The 22,709-nt window shown below is 34.4% G+C and carries 26 protein-coding genes; 7 read left to right on the forward strand and 19 right to left on the reverse strand.

Going from position 1 to position 22,709, the window contains the following annotated elements; translation table 11 throughout:
- Positions 1-2: 2 nt before the first annotated feature.
- The 11 genes from mraZ to AM499_RS10215 form a co-directional block, all read right to left on the reverse strand.
- Entirely contained in the window at positions 3-434 is a 432-nt protein-coding gene (gene mraZ / locus AM499_RS10170; RefSeq protein ID WP_053590103.1) for a division/cell wall cluster transcriptional repressor MraZ, read from the reverse strand.
- A 541-nt stretch (positions 435-975) separates the two neighbouring features.
- Positions 976-2,595 carry a bacillithiol biosynthesis cysteine-adding enzyme BshC gene (bshC, locus tag AM499_RS10175; protein WP_053590104.1) on the reverse strand — a complete coding sequence of 540 codons (1,620 nt, stop codon included), beginning with the start codon at positions 2,593-2,595 and terminating at the stop codon, positions 976-978.
- Positions 2,596-2,760: 165 nt separating this feature from the next.
- Complete coding sequence (locus AM499_RS22400) at positions 2,761-3,129, reverse strand: DUF3397 domain-containing protein (protein ID WP_082355227.1); 369 nt, start codon at positions 3,127-3,129, stop codon at positions 2,761-2,763.
- A 4-nt stretch (positions 3,130-3,133) separates the two neighbouring features.
- Positions 3,134-4,015 (reverse strand): 2-dehydropantoate 2-reductase, encoded by an 882-nt coding sequence (locus tag AM499_RS10180; protein WP_053590105.1) that lies wholly within the window; start codon positions 4,013-4,015, stop codon positions 3,134-3,136.
- Between the two features lie 65 nt (positions 4,016-4,080).
- Positions 4,081-5,622: an acyl-CoA carboxylase subunit beta gene (locus tag AM499_RS10185; RefSeq protein ID WP_442853786.1), complete on the reverse strand. Its 1,542-nt coding sequence runs from the start codon at positions 5,620-5,622 to the stop codon at positions 4,081-4,083.
- Positions 5,623-5,782: 160 nt separating this feature from the next.
- Positions 5,783-5,995: an acyl-CoA carboxylase biotin carboxyl carrier protein subunit gene (locus tag AM499_RS10190; protein WP_053590107.1), complete on the reverse strand. Its 213-nt coding sequence runs from the start codon at positions 5,993-5,995 to the stop codon at positions 5,783-5,785.
- The gene (locus tag AM499_RS10195; RefSeq protein WP_053590108.1) at positions 5,992-7,353 is read right to left on the reverse strand and encodes an acetyl-CoA carboxylase biotin carboxylase subunit; all 1,362 of its coding nucleotides are present in this window, start codon (positions 7,351-7,353) and stop codon (positions 5,992-5,994) included. Before AM499_RS10195 ends, AM499_RS10190 begins: the two co-directional genes overlap by 4 nt.
- 158 nt (positions 7,354-7,511) lie before the next feature.
- On the reverse strand, positions 7,512-7,904 hold the full coding sequence (locus AM499_RS10200) for a hypothetical protein (protein WP_053590109.1): 393 nt from the start codon (positions 7,902-7,904) through the stop codon (positions 7,512-7,514).
- Positions 7,905-8,278: 374 nt separating this feature from the next.
- Positions 8,279-9,043 carry an enoyl-CoA hydratase/isomerase family protein gene (locus tag AM499_RS10205; RefSeq protein WP_053590110.1) on the reverse strand — a complete coding sequence of 255 codons (765 nt, stop codon included), beginning with the start codon at positions 9,041-9,043 and terminating at the stop codon, positions 8,279-8,281.
- A 92-nt stretch (positions 9,044-9,135) separates the two neighbouring features.
- On the reverse strand, positions 9,136-9,309 hold the full coding sequence (gene rpmF / locus AM499_RS10210; RefSeq protein ID WP_053590111.1) for a 50S ribosomal protein L32: 174 nt from the start codon (positions 9,307-9,309) through the stop codon (positions 9,136-9,138).
- A gap of 24 nt (positions 9,310-9,333) precedes the next feature.
- Positions 9,334-9,873, reverse strand: a complete 540-nt coding sequence (locus tag AM499_RS10215; RefSeq protein ID WP_053590112.1) for a YceD family protein — start codon at positions 9,871-9,873, stop codon at positions 9,334-9,336.
- Between the two features lie 181 nt (positions 9,874-10,054).
- On the opposite strand from AM499_RS10215, the gene AM499_RS10220 reads away from it, so the two are divergent.
- Positions 10,055-11,269, forward strand: a complete 1,215-nt coding sequence (locus AM499_RS10220; RefSeq protein ID WP_053592161.1) for a nucleotidyltransferase — start codon at positions 10,055-10,057, stop codon at positions 11,267-11,269.
- A 4-nt stretch (positions 11,270-11,273) separates the two neighbouring features.
- On the opposite strand, the gene AM499_RS10225 is transcribed toward AM499_RS10220, so the two are convergent.
- Entirely contained in the window at positions 11,274-12,356 is a 1,083-nt protein-coding gene (locus AM499_RS10225) for a SepM family pheromone-processing serine protease (RefSeq protein WP_331457311.1), read from the reverse strand.
- 60 nt (positions 12,357-12,416) lie between these two features.
- Between AM499_RS10225 and AM499_RS10230 the strand changes: the two genes are divergently transcribed.
- A complete protein-coding gene (locus AM499_RS10230) occupies positions 12,417-13,298 on the forward strand; it encodes a hypothetical protein (RefSeq protein ID WP_053590113.1) in 882 nt (293 codons plus the stop codon).
- Between the two features lie 109 nt (positions 13,299-13,407).
- Here AM499_RS10230 and coaD read toward each other — a convergent pair whose 3' ends face one another.
- From coaD to AM499_RS10245, 3 genes are all read right to left on the reverse strand, one after another.
- Complete coding sequence (coaD, locus tag AM499_RS10235; RefSeq protein WP_053590114.1) at positions 13,408-13,893, reverse strand: pantetheine-phosphate adenylyltransferase; 486 nt, start codon at positions 13,891-13,893, stop codon at positions 13,408-13,410.
- A 1-nt stretch (position 13,894) separates the two neighbouring features.
- Positions 13,895-14,461, reverse strand: coding sequence for a 16S rRNA (guanine(966)-N(2))-methyltransferase RsmD (gene rsmD, locus AM499_RS10240; protein WP_053590115.1), 567 nt, complete (start codon positions 14,459-14,461; stop codon positions 13,895-13,897).
- Positions 14,462-14,563: 102 nt separating this feature from the next.
- Positions 14,564-15,982: a hypothetical protein gene (locus AM499_RS10245; protein ID WP_053590116.1), complete on the reverse strand. Its 1,419-nt coding sequence runs from the start codon at positions 15,980-15,982 to the stop codon at positions 14,564-14,566.
- Positions 15,983-16,025: 43 nt separating this feature from the next.
- Between AM499_RS10245 and AM499_RS10250 the strand changes: the two genes are divergently transcribed.
- Entirely contained in the window at positions 16,026-16,421 is a 396-nt protein-coding gene (locus AM499_RS10250) for a DUF7147 family protein (protein ID WP_331457312.1), read from the forward strand.
- 6 nt (positions 16,422-16,427) lie between these two features.
- Here AM499_RS10250 and AM499_RS10255 read toward each other — a convergent pair whose 3' ends face one another.
- Positions 16,428-16,700, reverse strand: a complete 273-nt coding sequence (locus AM499_RS10255) for a YlbG family protein (RefSeq protein ID WP_053590118.1) — start codon at positions 16,698-16,700, stop codon at positions 16,428-16,430.
- Between the two features lie 134 nt (positions 16,701-16,834).
- Between AM499_RS10255 and AM499_RS10260 the strand changes: the two genes are divergently transcribed.
- Entirely contained in the window at positions 16,835-17,737 is a 903-nt protein-coding gene (locus AM499_RS10260; protein WP_053590119.1) for a glycerophosphodiester phosphodiesterase family protein, read from the forward strand.
- Positions 17,738-17,800: 63 nt separating this feature from the next.
- Here AM499_RS10260 and AM499_RS10265 read toward each other — a convergent pair whose 3' ends face one another.
- Entirely contained in the window at positions 17,801-18,250 is a 450-nt protein-coding gene (locus tag AM499_RS10265; protein WP_053590120.1) for a YlbF/YmcA family competence regulator, read from the reverse strand.
- An 82-nt stretch (positions 18,251-18,332) separates the two neighbouring features.
- Here AM499_RS10265 and AM499_RS10270 point away from each other — a divergent pair, with 82 nt between their 5' ends.
- Complete coding sequence (locus AM499_RS10270) at positions 18,333-18,830, forward strand: PaaI family thioesterase (protein WP_053590121.1); 498 nt, start codon at positions 18,333-18,335, stop codon at positions 18,828-18,830.
- Here AM499_RS10270 and AM499_RS10275 read toward each other — a convergent pair.
- Positions 18,779-20,401 carry a UDP-N-acetylmuramoyl-L-alanyl-D-glutamate--2,6-diaminopimelate ligase gene (locus tag AM499_RS10275; RefSeq protein ID WP_156316790.1) on the reverse strand — a complete coding sequence of 541 codons (1,623 nt, stop codon included), beginning with the start codon at positions 20,399-20,401 and terminating at the stop codon, positions 18,779-18,781. The two genes, AM499_RS10270 and AM499_RS10275, sit on opposite strands and share 52 nt — an antisense overlap.
- Between AM499_RS10275 and AM499_RS10280 the strand changes: the two genes are divergently transcribed.
- Entirely contained in the window at positions 20,378-21,082 is a 705-nt protein-coding gene (locus AM499_RS10280; protein WP_056827409.1) for an amino acid kinase family protein, read from the forward strand. The two genes, AM499_RS10275 and AM499_RS10280, sit on opposite strands and share 24 nt — an antisense overlap.
- A 3-nt stretch (positions 21,083-21,085) precedes the next feature.
- Here the strand turns inward: AM499_RS10280 and AM499_RS10285 are convergent, their stop codons facing one another.
- Positions 21,086-22,159 carry a CAP domain-containing protein gene (locus AM499_RS10285; protein ID WP_053590124.1) on the reverse strand — a complete coding sequence of 358 codons (1,074 nt, stop codon included), beginning with the start codon at positions 22,157-22,159 and terminating at the stop codon, positions 21,086-21,088.
- A gap of 152 nt (positions 22,160-22,311) precedes the next feature.
- Between AM499_RS10285 and AM499_RS10290 the strand changes: the two genes are divergently transcribed.
- Complete coding sequence (locus AM499_RS10290) at positions 22,312-22,677, forward strand: YugN family protein (protein ID WP_053590125.1); 366 nt, start codon at positions 22,312-22,314, stop codon at positions 22,675-22,677.
- Positions 22,678-22,709: the final 32 nt, after the last annotated feature.

The following is a 22,709-nucleotide window of genomic DNA, read 5'->3' on the forward strand; positions in this document are numbered from 1 at the left end:
TCTTATATGTCAAAGCCAATCATATTTTCTGCAATGTCATTGAATGAATCCTCAGATTCCTCAAAGTAATTTTCCCAAGCATCCTTAGCCCATATTTCTAAACGATTGGAAACACCCAAAACTATACATTCTTTATCCATCTTTGCATAGCTACGTAAATTACTTGGGATATTAATACGACCTTGTTTGTCAATTTCAACCTCTGTTGCACCAGAAAAGAAAAACCGGGTAAATGCCCGAGCATCTTTTTTCGTAACAGGAAGTTCTTTTAATTTTTCCTCGAGTTTTCGCCATTCATTCATAGGATAACCAAATAAGCAATTATCAAGACCGCGTGTTAAAACAAAACAATCTTCTAAATGCTCCCGAAACTTGGAAGGTATGATTAACCGGCCTTTCGGATCAACGTTATGTTGATATTCGCCCATGAACATGCTATTCACCCCACTTTATGAGAATAACATACCACATCCCCCCACTTTCCTCCACCCATTTTTCAAAATTTAGTGTAATAATTTTCAAAATGTGTAAATAGTACTTGTTGAGATGGAAAAAGCGAAAGAAAGTTTATGTAGTTTAATAAAAATACAGGTATTTTTCCATATAAAAAATCTCCACGATTTACCGTGGAGATTTTTTTATGCTCTGATAAACTTCATTGTCATTATGCAACTTTCTCCTGATGAAAGTTCATCACCGTAGAAAGAGCTACTTCATTCTGCTTGCTCTTGTTTACTTTTTTCGGTCCATAATTCGCTCATGCAATCGCCCTCTTTAAATTGTGAGAATGGTAGGGATTCAATTGAATGATGGAAAATCAAAAGTCCTGAATACTGAATTTCAAGTTTACTTCTTCACTTAAAGGGGTATTGTATCAAGGATCTACATAATGAGTGCATACATCTTTTTATAAGTTGCAGAAATGATACTAATAGCCGCAGTTAAAAAATAACAAAAAGTAAATTATAGAGCCTTTTATATATACACAATCTGATGCTTCCCATTAAACTCGTAAGGAACTTCTAAAAGATCTTGTATCAATTCCATCCCAACTTCGTTTAAAAGCTGAAGTGGTGAAAATGTACGTTCTTGTAATCCTCCATTTGGATTTAATTCCATCGTTATACGATCATAACGATAAATAGAAGCATCAAGCTTTCCTAGAAGAGTGTCTTCTATTGCATTATTTAAAAATGTTATTTGTTTTTTATGATAATCTAAATTTTTATTTACTAAAGGAGCTAATTTTAAATTCGCTTCTTCAAGAAGAATCGTTTCTAACTCTTTATATTTTGCTGTAATATCATCTTCTATTGAAGTGAGCAGTGTTGGTATCTTTTCATTTCTATGTTCATCAATAAATCGAAGCTTCGCTTTTTCAACCATGCCTTCCCATATTTCAGGAATGCGGAAGGATAGCTTCTCCAACAAATTTTGCGTTTTAGAGTTCACAATGGAAATACTTAGTCTTGGCATAATCACCGGCATTCTCATTTCAAACAATTCAAATGCAGACTTAAGTGTACCCCAGTAAGCAATTTCTCCTGGACCTCCAATAAAACTTAATACAGGAAAGACCATTTCTTGCATTAGAGGTCTTGTTACGACATTATTACTCAATTTTTCAGGTTCATTTATAGCTATATTCATCAATTCTTCTTCTGAAAAAGCTATTCCTTTACCTTCATTGACAAATTTCTTATCTTTTCTTTCTAATAAAAAACGTTCTCCATCTTCTACATAAAATAAGTGAGCTGCATTTTCCTTTGTCTGAATAGGTGTACCATATCCAGCCTTTTCAAAAACAGCTTCATTCTCAAATACGACCTCTGCGAGACGTGATGAATACTTCACTATTTTTTGAAAATACTCACTTTCTAATTTGCGTAAAGGCTCATATGCGGCATCTATCAATAACAAACCTTCTTGTTGGAAAAAGTTATTCATCAACGCTGCAAAAAAATCACTATAATTCATATTATCTTCTAATAGAGCATTTATCTTTTGGAATAAGTTTTTAGTATGCAAGGTTTCTGGCAGACTTTTAAACAACTCTTCCAAATAAGCTGTAATCATTTTTTTCTCAAAAGGACTTTTAGAGGCCATCTTTTTGATTCTGGATGATTCAGGATAAGTCATCTTTTGAAGCTTTCGACCTCTTTCTATGTATACATGATTAACCTCATCAATATCATGATCCTCTCCCGCTATCCAAAAAACTGGAATGACAGGGACGCCTAAAATTTCTCGTTGCTGTTTTGCTAACACGATTACGGAAATGGCTTTATGAATAGAATACATGGGGCCTGACATTAGACCTGCTTGTTGTCCACCAATAACAACAATTCCATTATCCTTTAATTCATCTAAATGCAATTTACTTTTTTCTGATATCCCAAACGGACGCATATAATTTGTTATTACTTCTACCAGTTCATTTCTTTTATGTTTACTAAAGTCAGTTTCCTGAAGTCTATTATTTAATGCATTTTGATTCCATTCATAATGATAGAAAGAAGACAAACTAGGCATATCTTCTAAATATTTCTTATAAAATGAGGAAGCGAATGGTTGTGTGTACTGCTCTACTCGCACGATTTTTCCACCTCTAAATTTCAAATTCACCTCGACATATTGTACTCAGATTAAAATAAAATCTGTAGCATTTGCCAGAGGCATATATCTAGTCATGCAGGCATCCTGCTTGAAAATTTTTTATACTTTAAGAGTATATCACTTCGAAATGAAGTGTTAAAATTATTAGCTTATATAATACAATACATAGCGGATAACTCCGATTAACCAAATAAGGGCATATATCACACACAGTAAAAGGAATAATAATCTCCATATCTTCCGAAGGAGGGGCATTACTACAATTTCTTTTTCTTTCCTCCATTCAATATAAGTGAGAGTACTAGCTATAATTAACGAGATACCAATTAAAATCAGAAAAATATTCTTTGAAAAAACGATATAAAAAGCATTAGATACAGAGAAATACAACAAGAACGTTGTTAAATCTGCTGCTAACCCAAATGACTTTTTTCTCTTATGTAATAAATATTTTGAAATAATAAAGGTAACAAAAAACACAATAACAGGGAATAATATTAATAGGGTAAGCATCTTACTAATGGCGATCACCTACTTTGTTCATTTCTTTCAATAAAAGATAAAAAGTATTTAATATGGGTAACACTTCATTCCTTTTCTTCGCTTCAACCAATATCGCTCCCACAATTGTATCAATCTCCATAATGCGATTATTTTCATAATCTGATAGCATAGAAGAACGGTTATTTTCGGTATTTTTACAAAGCTCGACTACTTCCTCCCACAGTAGCATTTCATTCCATTCATCAAACACATCCATCAATTCTTCATACATATTTTTCATAATCATTCTGTAAGAATCATTTTTAATAAGCATTCCATTTGGAGCCTTTGTAATAGTCGTTAAAGGATTTATTAAACAGTTCATTAATGCTTTTTTAAATAAATTTGTTTCAATATGGTTTGTATATATAAGGGGGAAATCATCTGACGAACTTCCGAAAAATTCATCTGACATTTCCCAAACTCCTTTATATACGCCAACAGATGTTTTTCCAACACCTAGATGACGTACTGTAGATGGAGTAACTTTAGTAGCCCCGTGCAATACTGATCCAATCATAATCGTTTCTTGTTTAAGTTGATTAGCAAATGAAAGGTGAAGTAATCCATTTTGTAAAAACAATAATGGGATATGTTTTGGTAGCAAATCCAATTCACTTTTCAACTTTTCTAAATGATGGTATTTCACAGCAATTATTATTAAATCCATTGAAAACAAGGGTTCTATTTCGATAACTTGTTTACACTTTATGAGTTCAGGATTATTAGGTACTTTTTCTATGTATAAATTTTCAGCTTCTTTGCGTACAAAAAATACAATCTCATGCTTTGCTTCAGCTAAATAACCGCCAAATATTAACCCTATTGCACCCGCTCCAATAATACCTATTTTCACCAGTTCATCACCCCAAACTTATAAAAAAGGCCTACCGGAATGGCAGACCTTATTTTTTAGATTTATTATACAGGAAGCACTGGATGTTTTCGAGGTGCTTTCGGAATTTCTTTATTTTCATAGTATCTAAAACGATTAGCAAGCTCGCTACGTAGCTCACTTGGTGAAACTATTTCATCCACGATCATCTCAGATGCAAGTTTATAAATATCAATTTCTTCTTTGTACTCAGCATGTTTTTCTTGAACAAATTTTAAACGTTCTTTCGGATCTTCAATAGCCTCTATTTTGTTAGAATAAACAGCATTCACAGCTGCCTCTGGACCCATAACTGCAATTTGTGCAGTAGGTAAGGCAATACATACATCCGGTTCAAAAGCTGGACCGGCCATTGCGTATAACCCTGCACCATATGCTTTACGTACAATAACGGAGATTTTTGGTACAGTAGCTGAGCTCATAGCTGCAATCAGTTTCGCTCCATGTCGTATAATCCCTGCACGTTCCACCTTCGTACCAATCATGAAGCCTGGAACATCCGCTAAAAATAATAGAGGAATTGAAAAAGCATCGCATAGTGAAATAAATTTTGCTGCTTTATCAGCCGAATCAACAAAAAGCACTCCACCCTTTGCCTTAGGCTGGTTTGCAATAATTCCTACTGCTTGCCCCTCAATACGTCCAAAACCTGTAATTAACTCTGGTGCAAATAATTTTTTTACATCAAAAAATGAATCTTCATCTATTATTGCATTAATTGCTTCATACATATCAAACGGAGCATTTTGATTTTCAGGTATAATGGCTTCTAAAGTTCTGCCTTCTTTTGCTTTCTTCGGTTCTACTTTTTTAGGCTTTTCCGTATAGTTAGCTGGGAAATAACTTAAATATCGTTTTGCTTCATTAATAGCTTCTTCTTCAGAAGTTGCCAATACATCTCCACATCCACTAATCGTACAGTGCATGCGAGCTCCACCCATTTCTTCTAACGTAACTTTTTCACCAATTACTTTTTCAGCCATACGTGGTGAACCTAAGTACATGGAGGCATTTCCTTCCACCATAATAACTAAATCACAAAATGCAGGTATGTATGCCCCACCCGCTGCAGATGGACCAAATAGTAAACAAATCTGTGGAATGAAACCAGAAAGTCTTACTTGGTTATGAAATATTCTGCCCGCACCACGGCGATTAGGAAACATGTCTAATTGGTCTGTTATACGAGCACCTGCTGAATCTACTAAATATAACATTGGAACTCTATTTTTCTCTGCTATTTCTTGTATGCGAATAATTTTCTCCACTGTACGTGAACCCCACGAACCGGCCTTTACAGTAGAGTCATTGGCCATTACACAAACCGTCTGACCATTAACTTTTCCTGTCGCTGTAACAACGCCATCAGCAGGTAAGTCACCTGCCTCAACATTTGCAAAGCGTCCATCTTCAATATATTCCCCATTGTCAAATAGTAAAGCTAAACGATCACGAACAAATAACTTATTTTGCTCTTTCATTTTTTCATGGTATTTAGAATGACCACCTGCAAAAATGGACGTTAACTTTTCTTCTAATCTTTCATTATACGTTTTCGTTTCTCCCAAACTAAAAACCCCCATATCTAAAGGATTGGCTCTGTATTATTTATTAGTGATTTTCAATGCGATCATAGAATGTATTTCAACACAAACGGATGTGCGTTCGCCACACACTACTAATTAATCTCCGCAGAACTATTTAACAATGCCAAAGTAATTGAAAATTTTACTCAAACGTTACTAAAACGTCTCCTTCATTAACGAAATCGCCTTCTTTAGCATTAATAGAAGCGACTTTACCAGCGACTTCTGCTTCAATTGGAATTTCCATTTTCATTGATTCTAGTACCATCACTACTTGTCCAGCAGAAACTTCTTCTCCTACTTCTACATTCACTGTAAATACTGTACCTGCCATTGTCGATTCTAAATTTTTCATTTTGAAACTTCCTCCCCTTGATTTTGCATCCATTCCCCTAAAATGGATGTGGAATATACTCCACTGTTAAAACTTTCAGCGTGTAAAAAACGATCAAACAAGTCAATATTTGTTTTCACACCTTCTATTTTAGCAGAAGAAAATACTTTTTGCGCTTTCTCAATTGCCAATTCTCTGTTCGATTCATGAATAATTATTTTAGCAATCATCGGATCATAAAAAGGGGTTACTTTATTTCCTTCTTCGTACCCTGCCTCTATTCTTATTTCCTCCACTTCTCCCCAATTTAAATAAGTTATTGTTCCTGGTGAAGGAAAGAAAGTTTTTGGATTTTCTGCATATACTCTAAATTCAAAAGCATGACCATTTGACTTAATTAACTGTTGGTCTTTTACTGGTAGTTCTTCTCCTGAAGCAACTTTTAACTGCCATTCTACCAAATCAAAACCAGTCACAGCTTCAGTAACGGGATGTTCAACTTGAAGCCTCGTGTTCATTTCTAAGAAATAAAATTGATGATTTTGATCTACTATGAATTCAACTGTTCCAGCATTAACATATTCTACAGCCTTCGCAGCATTTATCGCTGCTTCATATAACTTTTCGCGTGCTTCTTGTGGAAAGTTAGGGGATGGTGATTCCTCTAATACTTTTTGATTTCTTCGTTGTACCGAGCAATTTCGCTCAAATAAATGAACGATATTACCAAAACTATCACCAAATATTTGCACTTCAATATGTCGAGAAGCATCAATAAATTTTTCTAAAAATACAACATCATTTCCAAAATAGGATTTTGCACGTGTTTTTATTGACTCAAAATGCTTTTCTAAAGTTGTTTCATCGTCACAGCGAATCATGCCTATACCCCCACCACCAGCACTAGCTTTTAACATAATGGGATAGCCTATATTTAAAGCAGCTTCTTTCGCTTCCACTATAGATGTAAGACCCTCTTCCGTTCCAGGAACGACAGGGACATTTGCATGAATCATTGTGAGTCTCGAGCCAATTTTATCGCCCATTTTTTCAATTGTTTCTGGTTTTGGTCCTATAAATTTAATCCCTGCAGCTTCCGCTTTTCGAGCAAAGTCTGCGTTTTCTGACAAAAATCCATAGCCTGGATGGATTGCATCCACATTCTCTTTAATAGCAATCGCAATAATTTCGTCCACTTTTAAATAGGACTGTTGTACAGGGTTTGGTCCGATTAAATAAGCATAATCAGCTTCTTTTACATACGGTAGCTCTTGATCTGCTTCCGAATATATTGCAACTGTTTCAATGTTTAGCTTTTTACAAGTTTTAATAATACGTCTTGCAATTTCACCCCTGTTTGCAATAAGTACTTTTTTCATTATATTACCCCCTCTATAAAAACGTGAACCCCTTCTCTATTAGTCTATACGAATTATGAAAACGATTTCAACTAAATAACAAAAAATATTGTTATTTTGATAAATGATTTGCATTTACATTTAAAAAAGCCTCTAATAATAGAGACTTTGTGTTATTTCTATTCTATATGCGTAATCCCTTGTCTAACCCAATTAACTAATTGTTCATAATCTCTCTTCAATAAGTTGTATGCGTTGGAAATTTGATCATAAGATTGTTTCATTTCATCATAACTTTCCATCGCTAGCTGAAGATGATTTTGCACAGATGACGAATCTGCAGCATCTCTTGCTTGCGCTTCTTTTTTAGGCGTTTCTCTTTGAAGGACAATCGGGCGAAGGTTTTTATTCCACCTGAAAGCACATGCTTGTTTTGAGCGACCTAACAAAATGCTCGCTTCTTCAAATCCAGATATTTGTGTATGTCCTTGCTCTATTTTCTTTAAAACTATTTCTTTTAAAAGATTGTCTTCTTCCACAGTCCAACTATCTTTTCTAATTTTAACATTCATGTTATCACCCTTTGCTTTTTTAATAATATATGCAAATTGGGTATAAATAGACTCTAAATGTTATTACTTTTTTTATTACTTATTTATTACTGTTAATTTTTTTACTGCTAGCTTTGTTATTCACATAGAATGAGGTTTATAACACTTAATAGAATGTGTTTCAGCAACTTAGAGAGGAGAACACGGCTATATGTTTGTCGCACAAACTGCTCAAGAGCTTCCAGAGGAAGAATAGCTTCTGTTACGGGGCTCAATCTTCACACTTTTACGGCTTGAGGCGGACATCATGAATACACTAGTTTCATTCTGGCCTTGAGAAAAGTGGTACTCAATCGACCGCTCCTGAAAGCTTAAAAGTACTTAAGTAGAAAAGTTTATACCTTCTTATTGTTCAAAAAGTTATTGACTGCATCGTGGTGGATATCCTGTTCCCAGAGAACAGCGCAACTTGAAACCTCTTCCATTACTCGTTCATATAATTTGCTTTTCTCCCATTTACGGATTGCTTGAATTTTATATGCTTGAAGTACGGTAGAATGGGGAACCATCATTTTTTGGATAAACTTGTTTAATGCGATAAGTTTATCTCCCTCATATAATTGTGTTACCCATCCGATTGAGAAAAGGTAATCAGCTGTATAGGGCACTGCTTCTGTAAGCATTTGTAATGCTTGGTCATGCCTCATGCCTTTTTCAAATAAATAGGTACCGCCTCCCCAACCAGAGGTGATTGCTAATTTCCCTTGAATGTACCCACATTTCGCTTCTTTTTTTACGAGTCGATAATCACAAAGAGTAGCTATTTCACAGCCCCCTCCTACTGCTGTTCCGTTAACGAGAGCAATTGTAGGAATTGGTAACGTCGCTACTTCGTATAAGACATTTGCCGTCTCACTTAACATTTTATAGGATTCCTTTTCTGTTTTTAATTTATGAAAAACAGAAAGATCTCCTCCTGAACAAAATGATTTTTCACCTGCTCCAGTGATTACAGCGAGTTTAATCGACTCATTTGTTTTTACATTATGTATAAGTTCCTTAAATCCTTCCACTACTTCTCCATTGATGGCGTTATGAATGTCAGGTCTATTTATTTCAAAAATTATCATGTCGTCTCTTATTTCCATTGTAAAAGCCACTTCATGCACCCCTGTTTTTGAAAATTTATAGAGAAAAAGGCTACCGAAGAGCCATGGTCTCTTTGGTAGCCTTTAATGGAACAAATACTGAATTATTTGCTCACTACTTCTTTCCCTTTGTATTGACCGCATGATTTACAAATTCGGTGAGCCAATTTCATTTCACCACAATTTGGACAAGCAACCATACCAGGTACGGATAATTTAAAATGTGTACGACGTTTTCTTTTTACAGTTTTAGAAGTTCTTCTAGCTGGTACTGCCATTGGTGGCACCTCCTTACAGATCTATTATTCGTCTGTTTGATCAAAATACTTAGCTAAGTCAGCCAGTCTTGGATCCAATTTTGGTTGATCATCTTCCTGCATATCATTTAGATCATCATCTGTTGTATATGACCAGCCGTTTCCACCCTCATGCTTAAATTGGTCTGCACCTTCTTTAAACACTTGCAATGGAATTTCTAGTAGGATTAACTCCTCTAACACTGGATCAACTTGAATAACATCGCCGTCTACTATATGAAAGTTATCATATGCTTGCGCAGTGGCAGATGCAGTTTCAGACCAGCTGAAAATTTCATCAGATTGAATCTCAAATGGAAATTCTACATCTTCCCAAGTGCGAGCACAAGGTAATATGAGAGTTCCTGAAAGCTGAAAATGACAAGTCATTTGCGCTGCACCAAACGTGCAGTGCCCTGTTACATGAACGGGTGAAATATTTCGAACGTCCGGGTTTCGCTTCTTCACATTTTCGAGAGTTACGAATTCATCTAACGTCATCCCGTTATCACGATATTTAGCTAATTGATGAATTGCCCATTTCATACGATTATCACCTCAAGACAACAAAATTTATTATATAATGACAGGATTTAGATGTCAAGATAATTTCTTGTCACTACTTCATTTTAACATTATACTCTCTTTAAGGAAAGCGCTTGATTCTAGACAGCTACTATTTAGGAAAGTTATACTTTCTTCGAGGTAGGAAAGGATTTGATTGATGATGAAAGCTACAGGAATAGTTGTTGAATATAACCCTTTTCACAATGGACATTTATACCATTTAAATCAATCACGAAGTAAAACAAACAGTGATGTGATTGTAGCGGTAATGTCTGGAAACTTTTTGCAACGTGGAGAACCCGCATTAGTTGACAAGTGGGCACGTGCAAAAATGGCTGTTTCAGCTGGTGTTGATTTAGTAATAGAATTACCATACGCATTCGCTACAGCCCAAGCGAGTGACTTTGCAAAAGGTGCCATTTTTTTATTAGATTCATTAAAATGTGAATTCTTTTGTTTCGGTAGTGAAGAAGGCTCTTTAGATTCTTTTCATCATACATATGACTTATTATCGACCAATAAAGCCGATTATAATACAGCTATCTCAACTTTAATGAAACAAGGTATTAGTTACCCAAGAGCTTTAAACGAAGCTTACAAAATAATCTCAAGTAATTCAACTGTTCCGTTAGTTGACTTATCAAAACCAAATAATATATTAGGGTATCATTATATCGAGGCAGCTTATCAGTTAAATGCATCTATAAAGCCAGAAACGATTCATCGGGTCATAGCAAATTATCACGATGATGCGGAGGCTTCCCAAACAATTGCAAGTGCTACAGGAATAAGAAAAGTGTTGTTTGGGGAAATGGATCTTACATCTATTCAATCTTATTTACCTAATACTAGTATTACGGAATTGCATGCTTGGCATTCAGCTTTCAATGCTTTTGGTAGTTGGGAAAGTTTTTGGATATCTTTACGATATATTATTTTAAGGCATACTAAAGAACAATTAGCTAATTATGCAGAAGTCACGGAAGGTATAGAAAATGCCATTTGGGATGCTGCGATGAAGTGTAATTCCTTTCAATCCTTCATGCAACAAATAAAATCAAAACGTTTTACTTGGACGAGGATTCAAAGAATGTTAACGCATATCTATATTGGTTTTACATGGAATGAGTTAAAGCAAATAGACTTGCCTACTTATATACGACCACTTGCAATGAGCAGGAATGGCCAAGCTTATTTAAATTCCTTAAAAAAAGATTTACAGCTTCCGCTGATAAGTAGAGTAGCTGCTCATAAAGAAAACGAGATGCTTATGCTTGATCTGAAAGCGGCAAATTTATATTATTTAGGTCTCCAATCTACTTTTGCACAAAAGATGATTGGAAGCGACTATAGAATCGCTCCAATTATTTTGTAATAACCTATTTAGGCTCTAATTGATCTAAATAGGCGAGTGCATCATCTATTGTTCTAACAGGCACAATTTTCATTTTTGTGCCTATTTTTTTTGCAGATTTTAAAGCTTCCTCATAGTTTGTTGTTAAATCAGGATTATTCGCTAAAATAGATGGATCGATTTCGTCATCTGGCGCAAACATTATTTCGATTCCTTTTCGATCAGCCGCGATAACTTTTAAATCTATTCCACCAATTCGTCCAACTGTACCATCTGGCTTCATTTCACCAGTACCCGCAATGTTATAACCTTTTGAAATATCTTCCGGAATAAGTTGATTCAAAATTTCTAACGTAAACATAAGACCTGCTGATGGGCCCCCTATATCTTCTGAGTTCATATGGACGACAGGGGTAGTTTCTACTTTTTTGTCTTCTGTGTAAGATATTCCGATTCCTGGTTTTTCAAGAACGCCTGGTATTGATTTTAAAGTAACTTCTTTTTCAAGTGTTTCTCCGTCTCTTTCAACTGTCAGTTGGACAACATCACCTTGACCTTTTTCGCTCAAGTACATTTTAAGTTTTTCTTCGGTCAATTCCGTTAAATTATCCATTCCAATAATTTTATCTCCAGGTTCTAAAATGCCGTCAGCAGCACTATCTTTTAAAACATTAAAAATAAATATTCCATTGTTTATTACTTTATATGGCTTATTTGCTCGATCAAATGCTACCGAAATAGCATTAAATTGAGAATCAGACATAAGCTTTAATTGACGAATATTATATTCTTGTTCATCTTCATCTGCGTTACGGATTTGACTGGCTTTATAAATTTTTTGGTTATCGACTATTTTGGCATACGCATAAGTTAATGGAGTAGCTTTTGCTAAGGAGATTGTAAGAAGACTCATTTTCCCTTCATCGTCTTCATCTCTACCTTGTACTTCTACAAATGGTGTAAGTTCATATGCACCACCTGGTTTAGAAATATAGGATTCCATTGGGTAAAAGGCTAGGGATGCTACTAGCACCAAAATTAGAAGGAGAATTATTGGTTTTCTCTTCAGCATAATATATTTATCCCTTCCTTTTAATTTCATATTCATTAGTTTATCACTTCCATTTTTACCTGACAAAACAAATGAACAATAAAGGATGTAATAATTTTGCACAAAATAATTTCAATCGGCAGTTGGGCACTCATCATTCTTTTATTTATGCAACCAGGTATTGCACATAAGGGAGCCGTAGAAGGAATGCGTATATTTACTACTGCATTACTTCCTTATTTACTACCTTACTTAGTGATCACTCAAATGTTTATTCGCTCGCAAAATTCTTTTTTAAAGACTAAAAATAAGTTTAAGTTGTATTTGAATATTTACCTTCTCAGTGCCATTGGTGGCTTTCCTAGTGGAGCAGCAATTATTTCGTCTTTAAAAGAAATGGGCACTTTAAATAACCAGAATGCTAGTTGGCTAATTGCAATTTGCCATGCCCCAAGCCCAATGTTTGTCATTGGTTTTGTTGGTATAGATATATTTAATGCAGAAATAGCTGGGCTGAAGTTGTTATTAATTATTCATATTGTAAATTTGTTATTCCTTTTAGTATTCATTATTCGATCTCCTGCTATTCAGACAAATATTGAGACTGTTAAATTTTCTTCTTCGCCGTTTCAAGAGAGTATCAAAGAAACCTCTCAAATATTACTATTAATCGGTACTACGGTTGTCTTTTTTACGACGGTTAGTATTATTGTGTTTGAATCCGTAAAAGAGGTTTTACCTAATTTATCTCCACTTCTATTAGTATTTGTAGCATCCTTTTTTGAAATGACTGGAGGAATAAGTCTTGCCGGTGAAATATTATCTGGAAATGAATTTCTTCCTGTAATTGTAGCGCTGATCATTGCATTTAGTGGTATAAGCATACATATGCAAATAATCGTTCTGGCGCAAAAAGCAGGTATTTCCATTCGCCGTTACATAGTCTTCCGTTTTCTTCACATAATCATAATCCCAATCCTTTTCTACTTTTTCGCATAAGTAGGAATGTTACGGTTGGATTACTGGTGCCAGGCACCAGTAATCTACTCGTAACAATAAGGAAATGAGAGGAAAATAAACAGAGAAAAACCTTGCAATGGTTGCAAGGTTAGTCGAGGTTGTATTTAAGTTTAAGTGCTGCTTCTACTTGAGGTGGAACAAGTTCACTAATTTGACCGCCATATTTAGCGACTTCTTTTACTATGCTCGAGCTTAAGAAAGAATATTGATTTTTTGTCATGATGAAAAATGTTTCAATTTCATCATTCAACACTCGATTCATTGAAGTGATTTGCATTTCGTATTCAAAATCCGAAACTGCTCTTAAGCCGCGGATAATAGCGCTGGCATTTACACTTTCCGCATAATCCATTAATAACCCAGAAAATGTTTCTACTTTCACATTCGGAAGATTTGCTGTCACTTCTTCGATGAGTTTTACTCTTTCCTCTACAGAAAACAGAGGATTCTTCGAGGAATTGTTTAATACAACTACATGAACTTGTCCAAAAATAGCTGCTCCTCGGTGAATAATATCTAGATGTCCATATGTAATTGGATCAAAACTTCCCGGTACGACTGCAATTTTAACCAATTTAATTCCCCTCTTCCATCCGTTTACGGTAAATAGAGATAACTGTATTCCCATATGTTTCTCTTCTTGTTAGAGTAAACGTTTCTAAATCAGTTTCCAAGTCGACGGTTTTATCATGTTCGCAAACAATTATCCCCGTGTCTTTCATACACCCTATCTCTACAATCTTTTTAGCTAAATCATAAAATTGTACTTTACTATATGGTGGATCGACAAATAACAAGTCAATTTGAAGTTCTCTTTTCTCAAAAGCCTTCACTGCTCTTGAAGCATCAATTTTATATCTTTCGCTTGATTCTTCTAAACGACTTTTCTGTAGATTATCCACAATAGTTTGCATCGCTTTTTGGTCTTTTTCAATAAAAATACAAGTATCAATTCCTCGACTGAGTGCTTCAATTCCTAAATTGCCACTACCAGCAAACAAATCGACTGCGATTCCTCCGTCGAAATAAGGACCAATCATATTGAAAATAGATTCTTTTACTTTATCTGTAGTTGGTCTTGTATTAGTTCCGGGAACCGCTTTTAAAGGTAGCCCTTTTTTCGTTCCTGATATAACTCTCATTTTAATACTCCTAGCTATCAAATTCGCCTTAGCGAATTTGTGTGACAAGATTTTTCGCCTACCTATAGGCTATCTCCCTAAAAACAGAAGACTTTTACTAAATTAAAATAACCCAGATTGTTTAATATTAATACGCTTTTCTTCCTTTTCTACATCCAGTAAAAATAAGCGAATCATCCATGCTTCTTCGATATAATAAACGGCACCAATTTTTTCGAACGGTTCGGACATAGCATCATATCTTTTTTGGTTTAATACATAAAAAGGCTCTTGAATAGGAAAACGGAAGGCTCTTGTAGCATTTTGTACATATAATCCCTTATCCGTATCATTTATCGTATAACCTAATTCAGAAAGTAGTGGTTCTACCGAGTACAATACTTTTCCTTCTTTAAATAGCACCTTCATATTTTCCTGTTCTAATTCATTTATATAAACTGGTCTAGAATCCTCAAACAGCAATGGAAAATGCTCAGCACCGGCTTGTACATTAAAGGTAAAAAAAGATGTTTTCAATTTGAGAATATTTGTTAACATAGTATCTAATTTTTCAGCATCAACCTGTTTATTTTTCTCTAAAGCTAGTTTCCAATTTTCCAATTGATCTGTTGTAAGATAGCTAACAAGTGTATCATACATCCATCTCGCCTTTTCAGATCCAATAGGTTGGTCTAGTAGAAAACTACTGATTACTTCTGCTAACAACGTGTCTGGCAAGTCTATTCCGTATATTAACTGAACATGTTTAACAATTAGCTCTCGCTGAATAGAGACTATATCCTCACTTTCAATAAAAGCAATTCTAGAAGAATTCATTTCAAGTTTTTTATTTGAAAAAAGTACTGACACATGTTCTCTGTTTGGTAAATGTAATTGTTCTAACTGTCCTATTAACTCTTTTGGTATTTCTTTATGAGAATAGAGACTGTAGTTGTTATCTTCATATTGAATAGGTACCACTTCTTTTTGCCAATATAATTCTTTAACATCTCCTTCACCGATGGAAAGAGAGTAGTCAATTAAATCTAATGACGTGTTGCCTATAACTGACAATCCACTTACCCACATTCCACCTCTTTTTAACTCATCCGTTATATGAAGTGTTGTATAGGAAACGCCACCTTTATCTAATTTCACCAGAAAGTCAGAAAAAATTTGAGCCTCTTTTAATCCATCTAGAAGTGGAATTTCATATGAAATACTTTGGCTTGAAGATTCTCCTTCTTTAAAGGCTGTCAAGTCTTCTGTTAAACGATCACAGTCAGAGTTTTTACTTAAATCACAACTTCTATTTTCACTAGAAATTGGCCAAACTACAGCAATTTTTTCTGAAGGCAAGTTATTAAAATGTTGTTTTACAATAATTTTATCTGCTTTGAATTTCAATTCAATCTCTTGCTCGTAAAAGTATGAAGCCTCATCAGCATCCAAGCTAGAGGAGTAGACGTGATACTGCGATAACAATAAAACGCTATTCGTCACAATGAGTAACATAGATATAAAGCTAATAATAAATTTCATAGAAATGTCCTCCAACAAAATGGTAAGATGAATTGGAAAGGAAGTGTTATCATTGATTCAACGTTTTATTGAGCTTGGCGAGGGCTATGGAGATATTTTTGAGCTTTGTGAACTTGCACGAGTAAACAAAAATCGAATTCATCGGGCTTTTATTTTTACTTCTAAAAAAGAGAATAAAGAATACTGTTCTATTGCAATTGCCCTAAAACCAATTAATTCTGCTAATTTTTTCCCGATTTATATATGTCGTGAAGGAATACCTAATACCAATCCAATTACACAAAGGCTATCGACCTTTCAGGCAACATTAGATGAATTAAAAATTATACCAGTTCAATTGGAAATCAAACATTCATCCATTTATGATGATAAGGAACTATTCTATCAGTACGTGATCGGAGTTTTACGTTTAAATCATTTAATACCGCCGTTACAATAGATTACGTTACAAACCGATTTTATAATCATATTCTTTCGCTTTATCAGGCTTACTATTTTCAAATTCAGTTTTTAAAAACGGCCGATAGGATTCTAAAATTTCTTTCACAAAAGGTAGTTTACTCATCTTTTGTTTTGCAATTTCAATCATATCTTGGTCACAGTATAAGACTACATATTTTAATCTTTTCGAAATATAATGGACATGCCCATATTTACGTAAAGACTTTGCTTGTTTTAAATGATGCACATAGACAATTAATCCTTGTCTTTCTGTCATACGATTCCCTCATTTCTTCTTATAAAAAGAATAACATATGGAGGAAAATGATAGCAACAACAACTAGCTGACAGTTTTGCATCAATTCGATATAATTAAAACTACCTTTCGTTAAAAAGGAGGATTAGAAAGTAATGGGTAAAAAAACAAATGTAGCAATCGCCATTGCAGCAGCAGCTGGAGCAGCTTGGGCAAGTACAAAGGCTCTCTCTAAGCCACTTAGCCGTTCTGCAAAAGAAGCACTAGAATACAATCAACCAATTATTCTTGCTCATCGTGGAGGATCTGCTCTTGCACCCGAATGTTCTCCATCCGCTTTTGAAAATGCAGCTAAGCTTGGTGTTCATGGTTTTGAAATAGATATAAGACTAACAAAAGATGAAGAGATTGTGGTTTTTCACGATGAATACACTGACAGAGTGACTAATCTTACTGGAAGAGTTGCCGATTATACGTTAGTAGAGCTTAAAAAAGCAGATTTAGGATTTCACTTCCTAGATTTAAATGGAGAAAATTCTTATAGAGATTGTGGAGAACAAATAATGACATTAGGAGAGTTGCTAGACAAGTACCCTCAAATGCTTATTAATCTGGATATCAAAGATGCCCCACAGTCCTATGAAGGAAGCTTAATGCCATCTAAGCTTTGGAGACTATTAGAAGAAAAACAGGCATTTCACCGGGTTGTCGTCACCAGTTTTTATGACGAACAAATTGATCGATTTAATCTTTATGCTCAAAACACAGTAGCACTTGGGGCTGGAGAAAGAGAAGTACGAAAAGCATATACAGCATTCACTAGTCAATTCAAACACTTATATCATCCAAAGGCTGATGTATTTCAAATCCCAGTGCGATCAAATATGTTCCCTTTAGATAGTGCAAGTTTCATAAAATTTTTAAATTCTTTAAATATCCCAGTTCACTATTGGACGATCGATGATCCAGTTGTTATGAGAAGACTAATTGACAATGGTGCAAAAGGTATTATCACAGACCGACCGGACCTAGCTATTGAAGCACTTAAGCTAGATTAGTTCAGTAAAGCATTGTAAAAAAAAGGATGTGTGCCAATGCACACATCCTTCCTTATTCCATACTTAAGCTGAACAAGAGCAGGAACCACCTGTACCACAGCCACTGCCACAGCTAGAACCGCTTGATGCAAAAAATGGATTGCTTACTGGCACTTTGACACCTTCTGAAACAGATTTACCGATTAACAAGCTCACTTCGTCCAACAAGTCTTGCAAGTCATTTTCAGCGATTTTTAATATCGCAACTTCATCCACCATATCGAGCTTTCTTTTCGTAACTCGAATATTCTTCATTACTGTTGAATAATCTGGATGGTATTTTCCGAAACGTTGAACCTCTTCGTATTGGTCCTTAAGTCTTGCAAAATCATTAATTTCTCTGACTAAGCTAGAATTTGTATATACAGCACGATGTGCGTCTAAGTAACGATAAAATTGTTCAGAGGAAAGTATCATACTACATAGTTCGTCTGATTGGTCCATTATTGTGGCCCATTCATAGGTCATAATCATTTCCATTCCTCCAATCATCTTTATCATAACAAAAACTAGAAACAATTGCTAAACTATTATCTTATCGTTAGGAGTAAAATAAATGAATGAATTATACTCTTTAATAACTCAAGTTACAGAAAATGCATCAGAGGTAGAAATAAACTTACTAAAAGAATTTTTAAAAGGTATACAAAATAAACAACAAGAAAAAGCTCCTACCTATTTAAATGCAGTTTTTCATATGGATACTCAATATGAGGAAAATAAATGCATTGTAACTCTACCAATCACTCCATTATCTTATAATAGTTTTGATATTCCACATGGTGGCGTAATTGCAACACTTGCAGATAATGCGATGGGTTTTCTCGTTAATAAAGATTTACGTTCCGAAGGAAAAGGTGCTGTAACAACAAATATGACGATCCATTATGTAAAAGCAGCAACAGAAAACACTTTAGTTGCTACTGCTACTTACTTACACAAAGGTCGCCAAACATTAGTTATGGAATGCACGGTAACACAACCTAATGGCAAAAAAATTGCTTATGCAACCGGATCATTTTTTGTTATTGATCCAGCTAACTCTTCAAAATAACTTTTCACTACTTCATGATCAGAAAAAGGGACTACGAGATCATTCACGATTTGCTCTTGTTCATGTCCCTTTCCTGCAATTAATACAATATCCCCTCTCGTTGCGATACTTAATGCTAATAATATTGCTTGTTTTCGGTCCATCTCTACGATGGCTTTATCTCTTTTCGTACCTTGTAAAATATCCGCGATAATGTCAACAGGATTCTCATATCTAGGATTATCATTCGTTATAATAGCCTTTGTAGCATACTTAGTAGCTACTTCTCCCATCCCTCTTCTCTTTTGCCTGTCACGATTTCCACCACAGCCAAAAACAACATAAACTTCTTTTTTAGCATATGTTTTAATTGCACCTAAGCTAGCCTCTAGTGCATCCGGAGTATGTGCGTAATCTATTAATACTTCGATTCCTTGTTCATTTTCAATCCTTTCTAATCTACCTTTTGGGAGCTTTACAGGTTTTAACTCTTCAATCGATATACCTAGAGCTTTCATAACTGCTATTGCTGCTGCTAGGTTCGACCCATTATAATATCCACTATTAGTCATCTCAGTATGCAATGCTTTTTTACCAACCAAAAATTTATACTTTATCTTTTCCTTTGTATAATCTACCTTTTGATAAATTACATCATTTTTTTGATTTTCTCCAAAACGTGTTACAGGTAAATAAGTCTTCTCTGCGATGGATTTACACCATGCATCATCATCATTAATCACCAAATGCTTGGAAAGTAAAACAAGCAGTTCTTTCGATTTTTTATATGGAACCATTCCGCCATGGAACTCAATATGATCTTTACCTATATTTAAAAATACACCTACATCAATTGGATAATTACACAATCGTTGATCTAGTAAACCTTGAGAAGATGCTTCCAAAACAATATAATCTACTTTCTTCTCATAACAATACTTCACTACTTGAATAAAATCATAAAAAGGTAAAGTAGTATTGCTTCGTAAATAATGATCTAGTCTATTACCATTCTCGAATACACCTAGCGTTCCAATGACACAAACTGATTTTTTTTGTTGCCTCAATAGCTGTCCAATAAAGGATGCTACTGTAGTTTTACCATTTGTGCCAGTTATACCTATTGTTTTTATTTTACTACCATATAGTTCATATGTTAATGTTGATAGTTTTCTTTTAAAATGATGCATATCTGTAGGAATGATTATTTGTGGAACCATACAATCCGGTATAAAACACTCGGTTAGGATTGCAACAGCTCCTCGTCTTATCGCTTCATCTATAAAGATACGATTGTTCGTTTGAGAGACAAAAACATCTCCCACTGTTATTTGCTTTGAATGATCAATACACCTGTTTATTGAAACGTTTTGAAAATCACCAATAATCTCGTACTGTAATCCTTTTAATAATTCTTTTAAAGGATAAATAATTATCCACTCCCTACACCATTCTTGTATGTTCGCATAAAGTAAAATGAATTCCTTGTATCGTATGAACGGAGTGTTTAAAATGTCACGAGTAAAGTTGATGAGGTTATGATTGTTCAGAAGTATGGTGGTGTTGCTATGCAGAATCATCAAAGTAGACAATTAGTTATATCACATATCAGAAAAGCTATTAGCAAACACCAGAAAGTGCTTGTTGTTGTTTCTGCCATGGGAAGAAGAGGTCAATATTATTCAACCGATACACTTTTAGATCTAATACCAACATCTAATAATAATAGCGTGGAAACGGATTTACTATCTGCCTGTGGCGAATTAATCTCTGCATCTGTTTTGTGTGCAGAAATAAAAAAGGAAGGAATTCCTGCTACGATCCTATATGGAAAAAGTGCAGGTATAATTACAAATGAGGCATATGGTAATGCAGATATTTTATATGTAGAAACTAAAGAAGTAACTAATACGTTTAAGGATTATCCTTGCATTATAGTTCCAGGCTTCCAAGGTCTTTCGGAAAATCTTCAAACTTTTACTACATTAGGTAGAGGTGGGAGTGATTTAACAGCAGTCGTTTACGGGCATCATTTAAATGCAGATATTGTTGAATTTTACAAAAATGTTCCAGGTGTTATGACTTCCGATCCTTTTAAAAACGAATCAGTACAATTAATTTCTACCATGTCATATGAGGAATTACAAAACATAATCATAGAGCCTGTTGAAATCATACAAAAAAGAGCAGCGAAATTTGCTGCTCTTCACAAAGTACCTTTGCACATACGTTCTTTATATGAAGAAAGAGATGGAACTTATGTTTTTCAATAACTGTTATCTGTCTTCTTTTGGTATAGCTCTTTCAATAAAGTTTTGTGTGTAATAATTACCGTAAACCCCTACTCCAGTATGTGTATACCATTTTCCTAATATTGTATCTCGATGATCTTTCGAGTTTAACCATCCATTGACTGCATCTCCTGCATCAAAATAAAAAGCTGCTGTATTTCCACCAGCTCTGTTAAAATCAATTGCTGATTCCTGTAATGTATCACTAAATTTAGGTACCTCAAAAGAATCGTTTTTTACAATATTGTTCTTTGCCATTTCTTCACTTTGTTGCCTTGCAATTTTTTGAAGATCTATATCAGATTCTAGAACTTTATAGCCATGTCTCAGTCTAAACAAATTGGTGATTTCAACAATTTGTCGTTCATTTGCTCGGTCTACAGAAACTTGCAAATCAGATGGTGGAGTTGTAGATTCCACCATTGACCCATTGTATAAAATATCATATGGTTTTTGTAAAAGAAGCGTTTCTGCATCAGAAAATCGAACAGCTTCTAATTGATTATCTTTCCCGTCTATATATAACATTGCATATAAGTTCTCAAATGGAACTAAAATTCTATTTGTTATGTCTTCCTTATTTAAAGAGAACGTATATATATTGGAGTCAATGGTCATTGTTATCTCAGATTGTACTATCGTAAAACGATAAATTTCCTCCAATGATTGACCAATATCATATGGTGTTACGTCAATCTTATTCCCGATAGCAAGAATCTGTGAAACTTTATCTTCTGATACACCAATCATTTGATAATTTGAAAAAGAAGAATTATATATCCACCAATCATATCCAAAAACAGAAGGTTCTACTCGATTCGGCTTTCCTAATAGTTTTACTACCTCGCTAGAAGATTGACCTATTAGAACTGAGATACCTGTATTTGGTCTTGTAAAGATATTGTTCGATTCCACTACCTCTGTTGTTTCTTGAGGAATAACCTGTCCTGAGTTCTTTGATCCTGTAATTAGCTCATTTTCTTTCACAGGATTATCCAAATATATAAATATCACTAGTACTATAGCAATAAAAATTAAGATTCTAAATAGATTTTTCATCTTATATAACTCCTTACCAATTACTCCATTATCACTAGTATAACAAGCTTCTATAGAAATACACAATGTTGTCATTGCAACATTTTCAAATTTGAATTAATATTAATGAGAACGTACACTATGGTATATTGAACGTGAAGGAGGACAATTTAATGTATTTCGAAAACACAGGTATTGAAAACACGGTCATCGATCTAAATGTATTAGATGATGTTATGAAAAAACATGGTTTAGTTCGTGAAGGCCAATGGGACTACGAACGAGTTACTTACGACAAAAAGTATGAAATTAAAGAGGGTATTTTTTACCTTCGTGTATTTGGTTTTACTAAAGATGGTGATGTTGGTGCACACGATGCAAATATCACTTTACTTAAACCAGTTGTTGGTAAGCATTATTACCCTCATGGTGTTGAATATGGAGAAAATGAAGTTTTCCCAAATCACTTAGTTAAATCTTGTGAACAAACTTTAGCTGCTTTAAAAGAAGATTTAAAAGCTTTTGAAGCACGTGTATAATAGTATTACTTATAAAACGTTAGAGAATGTGT

The sequence above is a fragment of the Bacillus sp. FJAT-22090 genome (assembly GCF_001278755.1).
Lineage (GTDB): Bacteria > Bacillota > Bacilli > Bacillales_A > Planococcaceae > Psychrobacillus.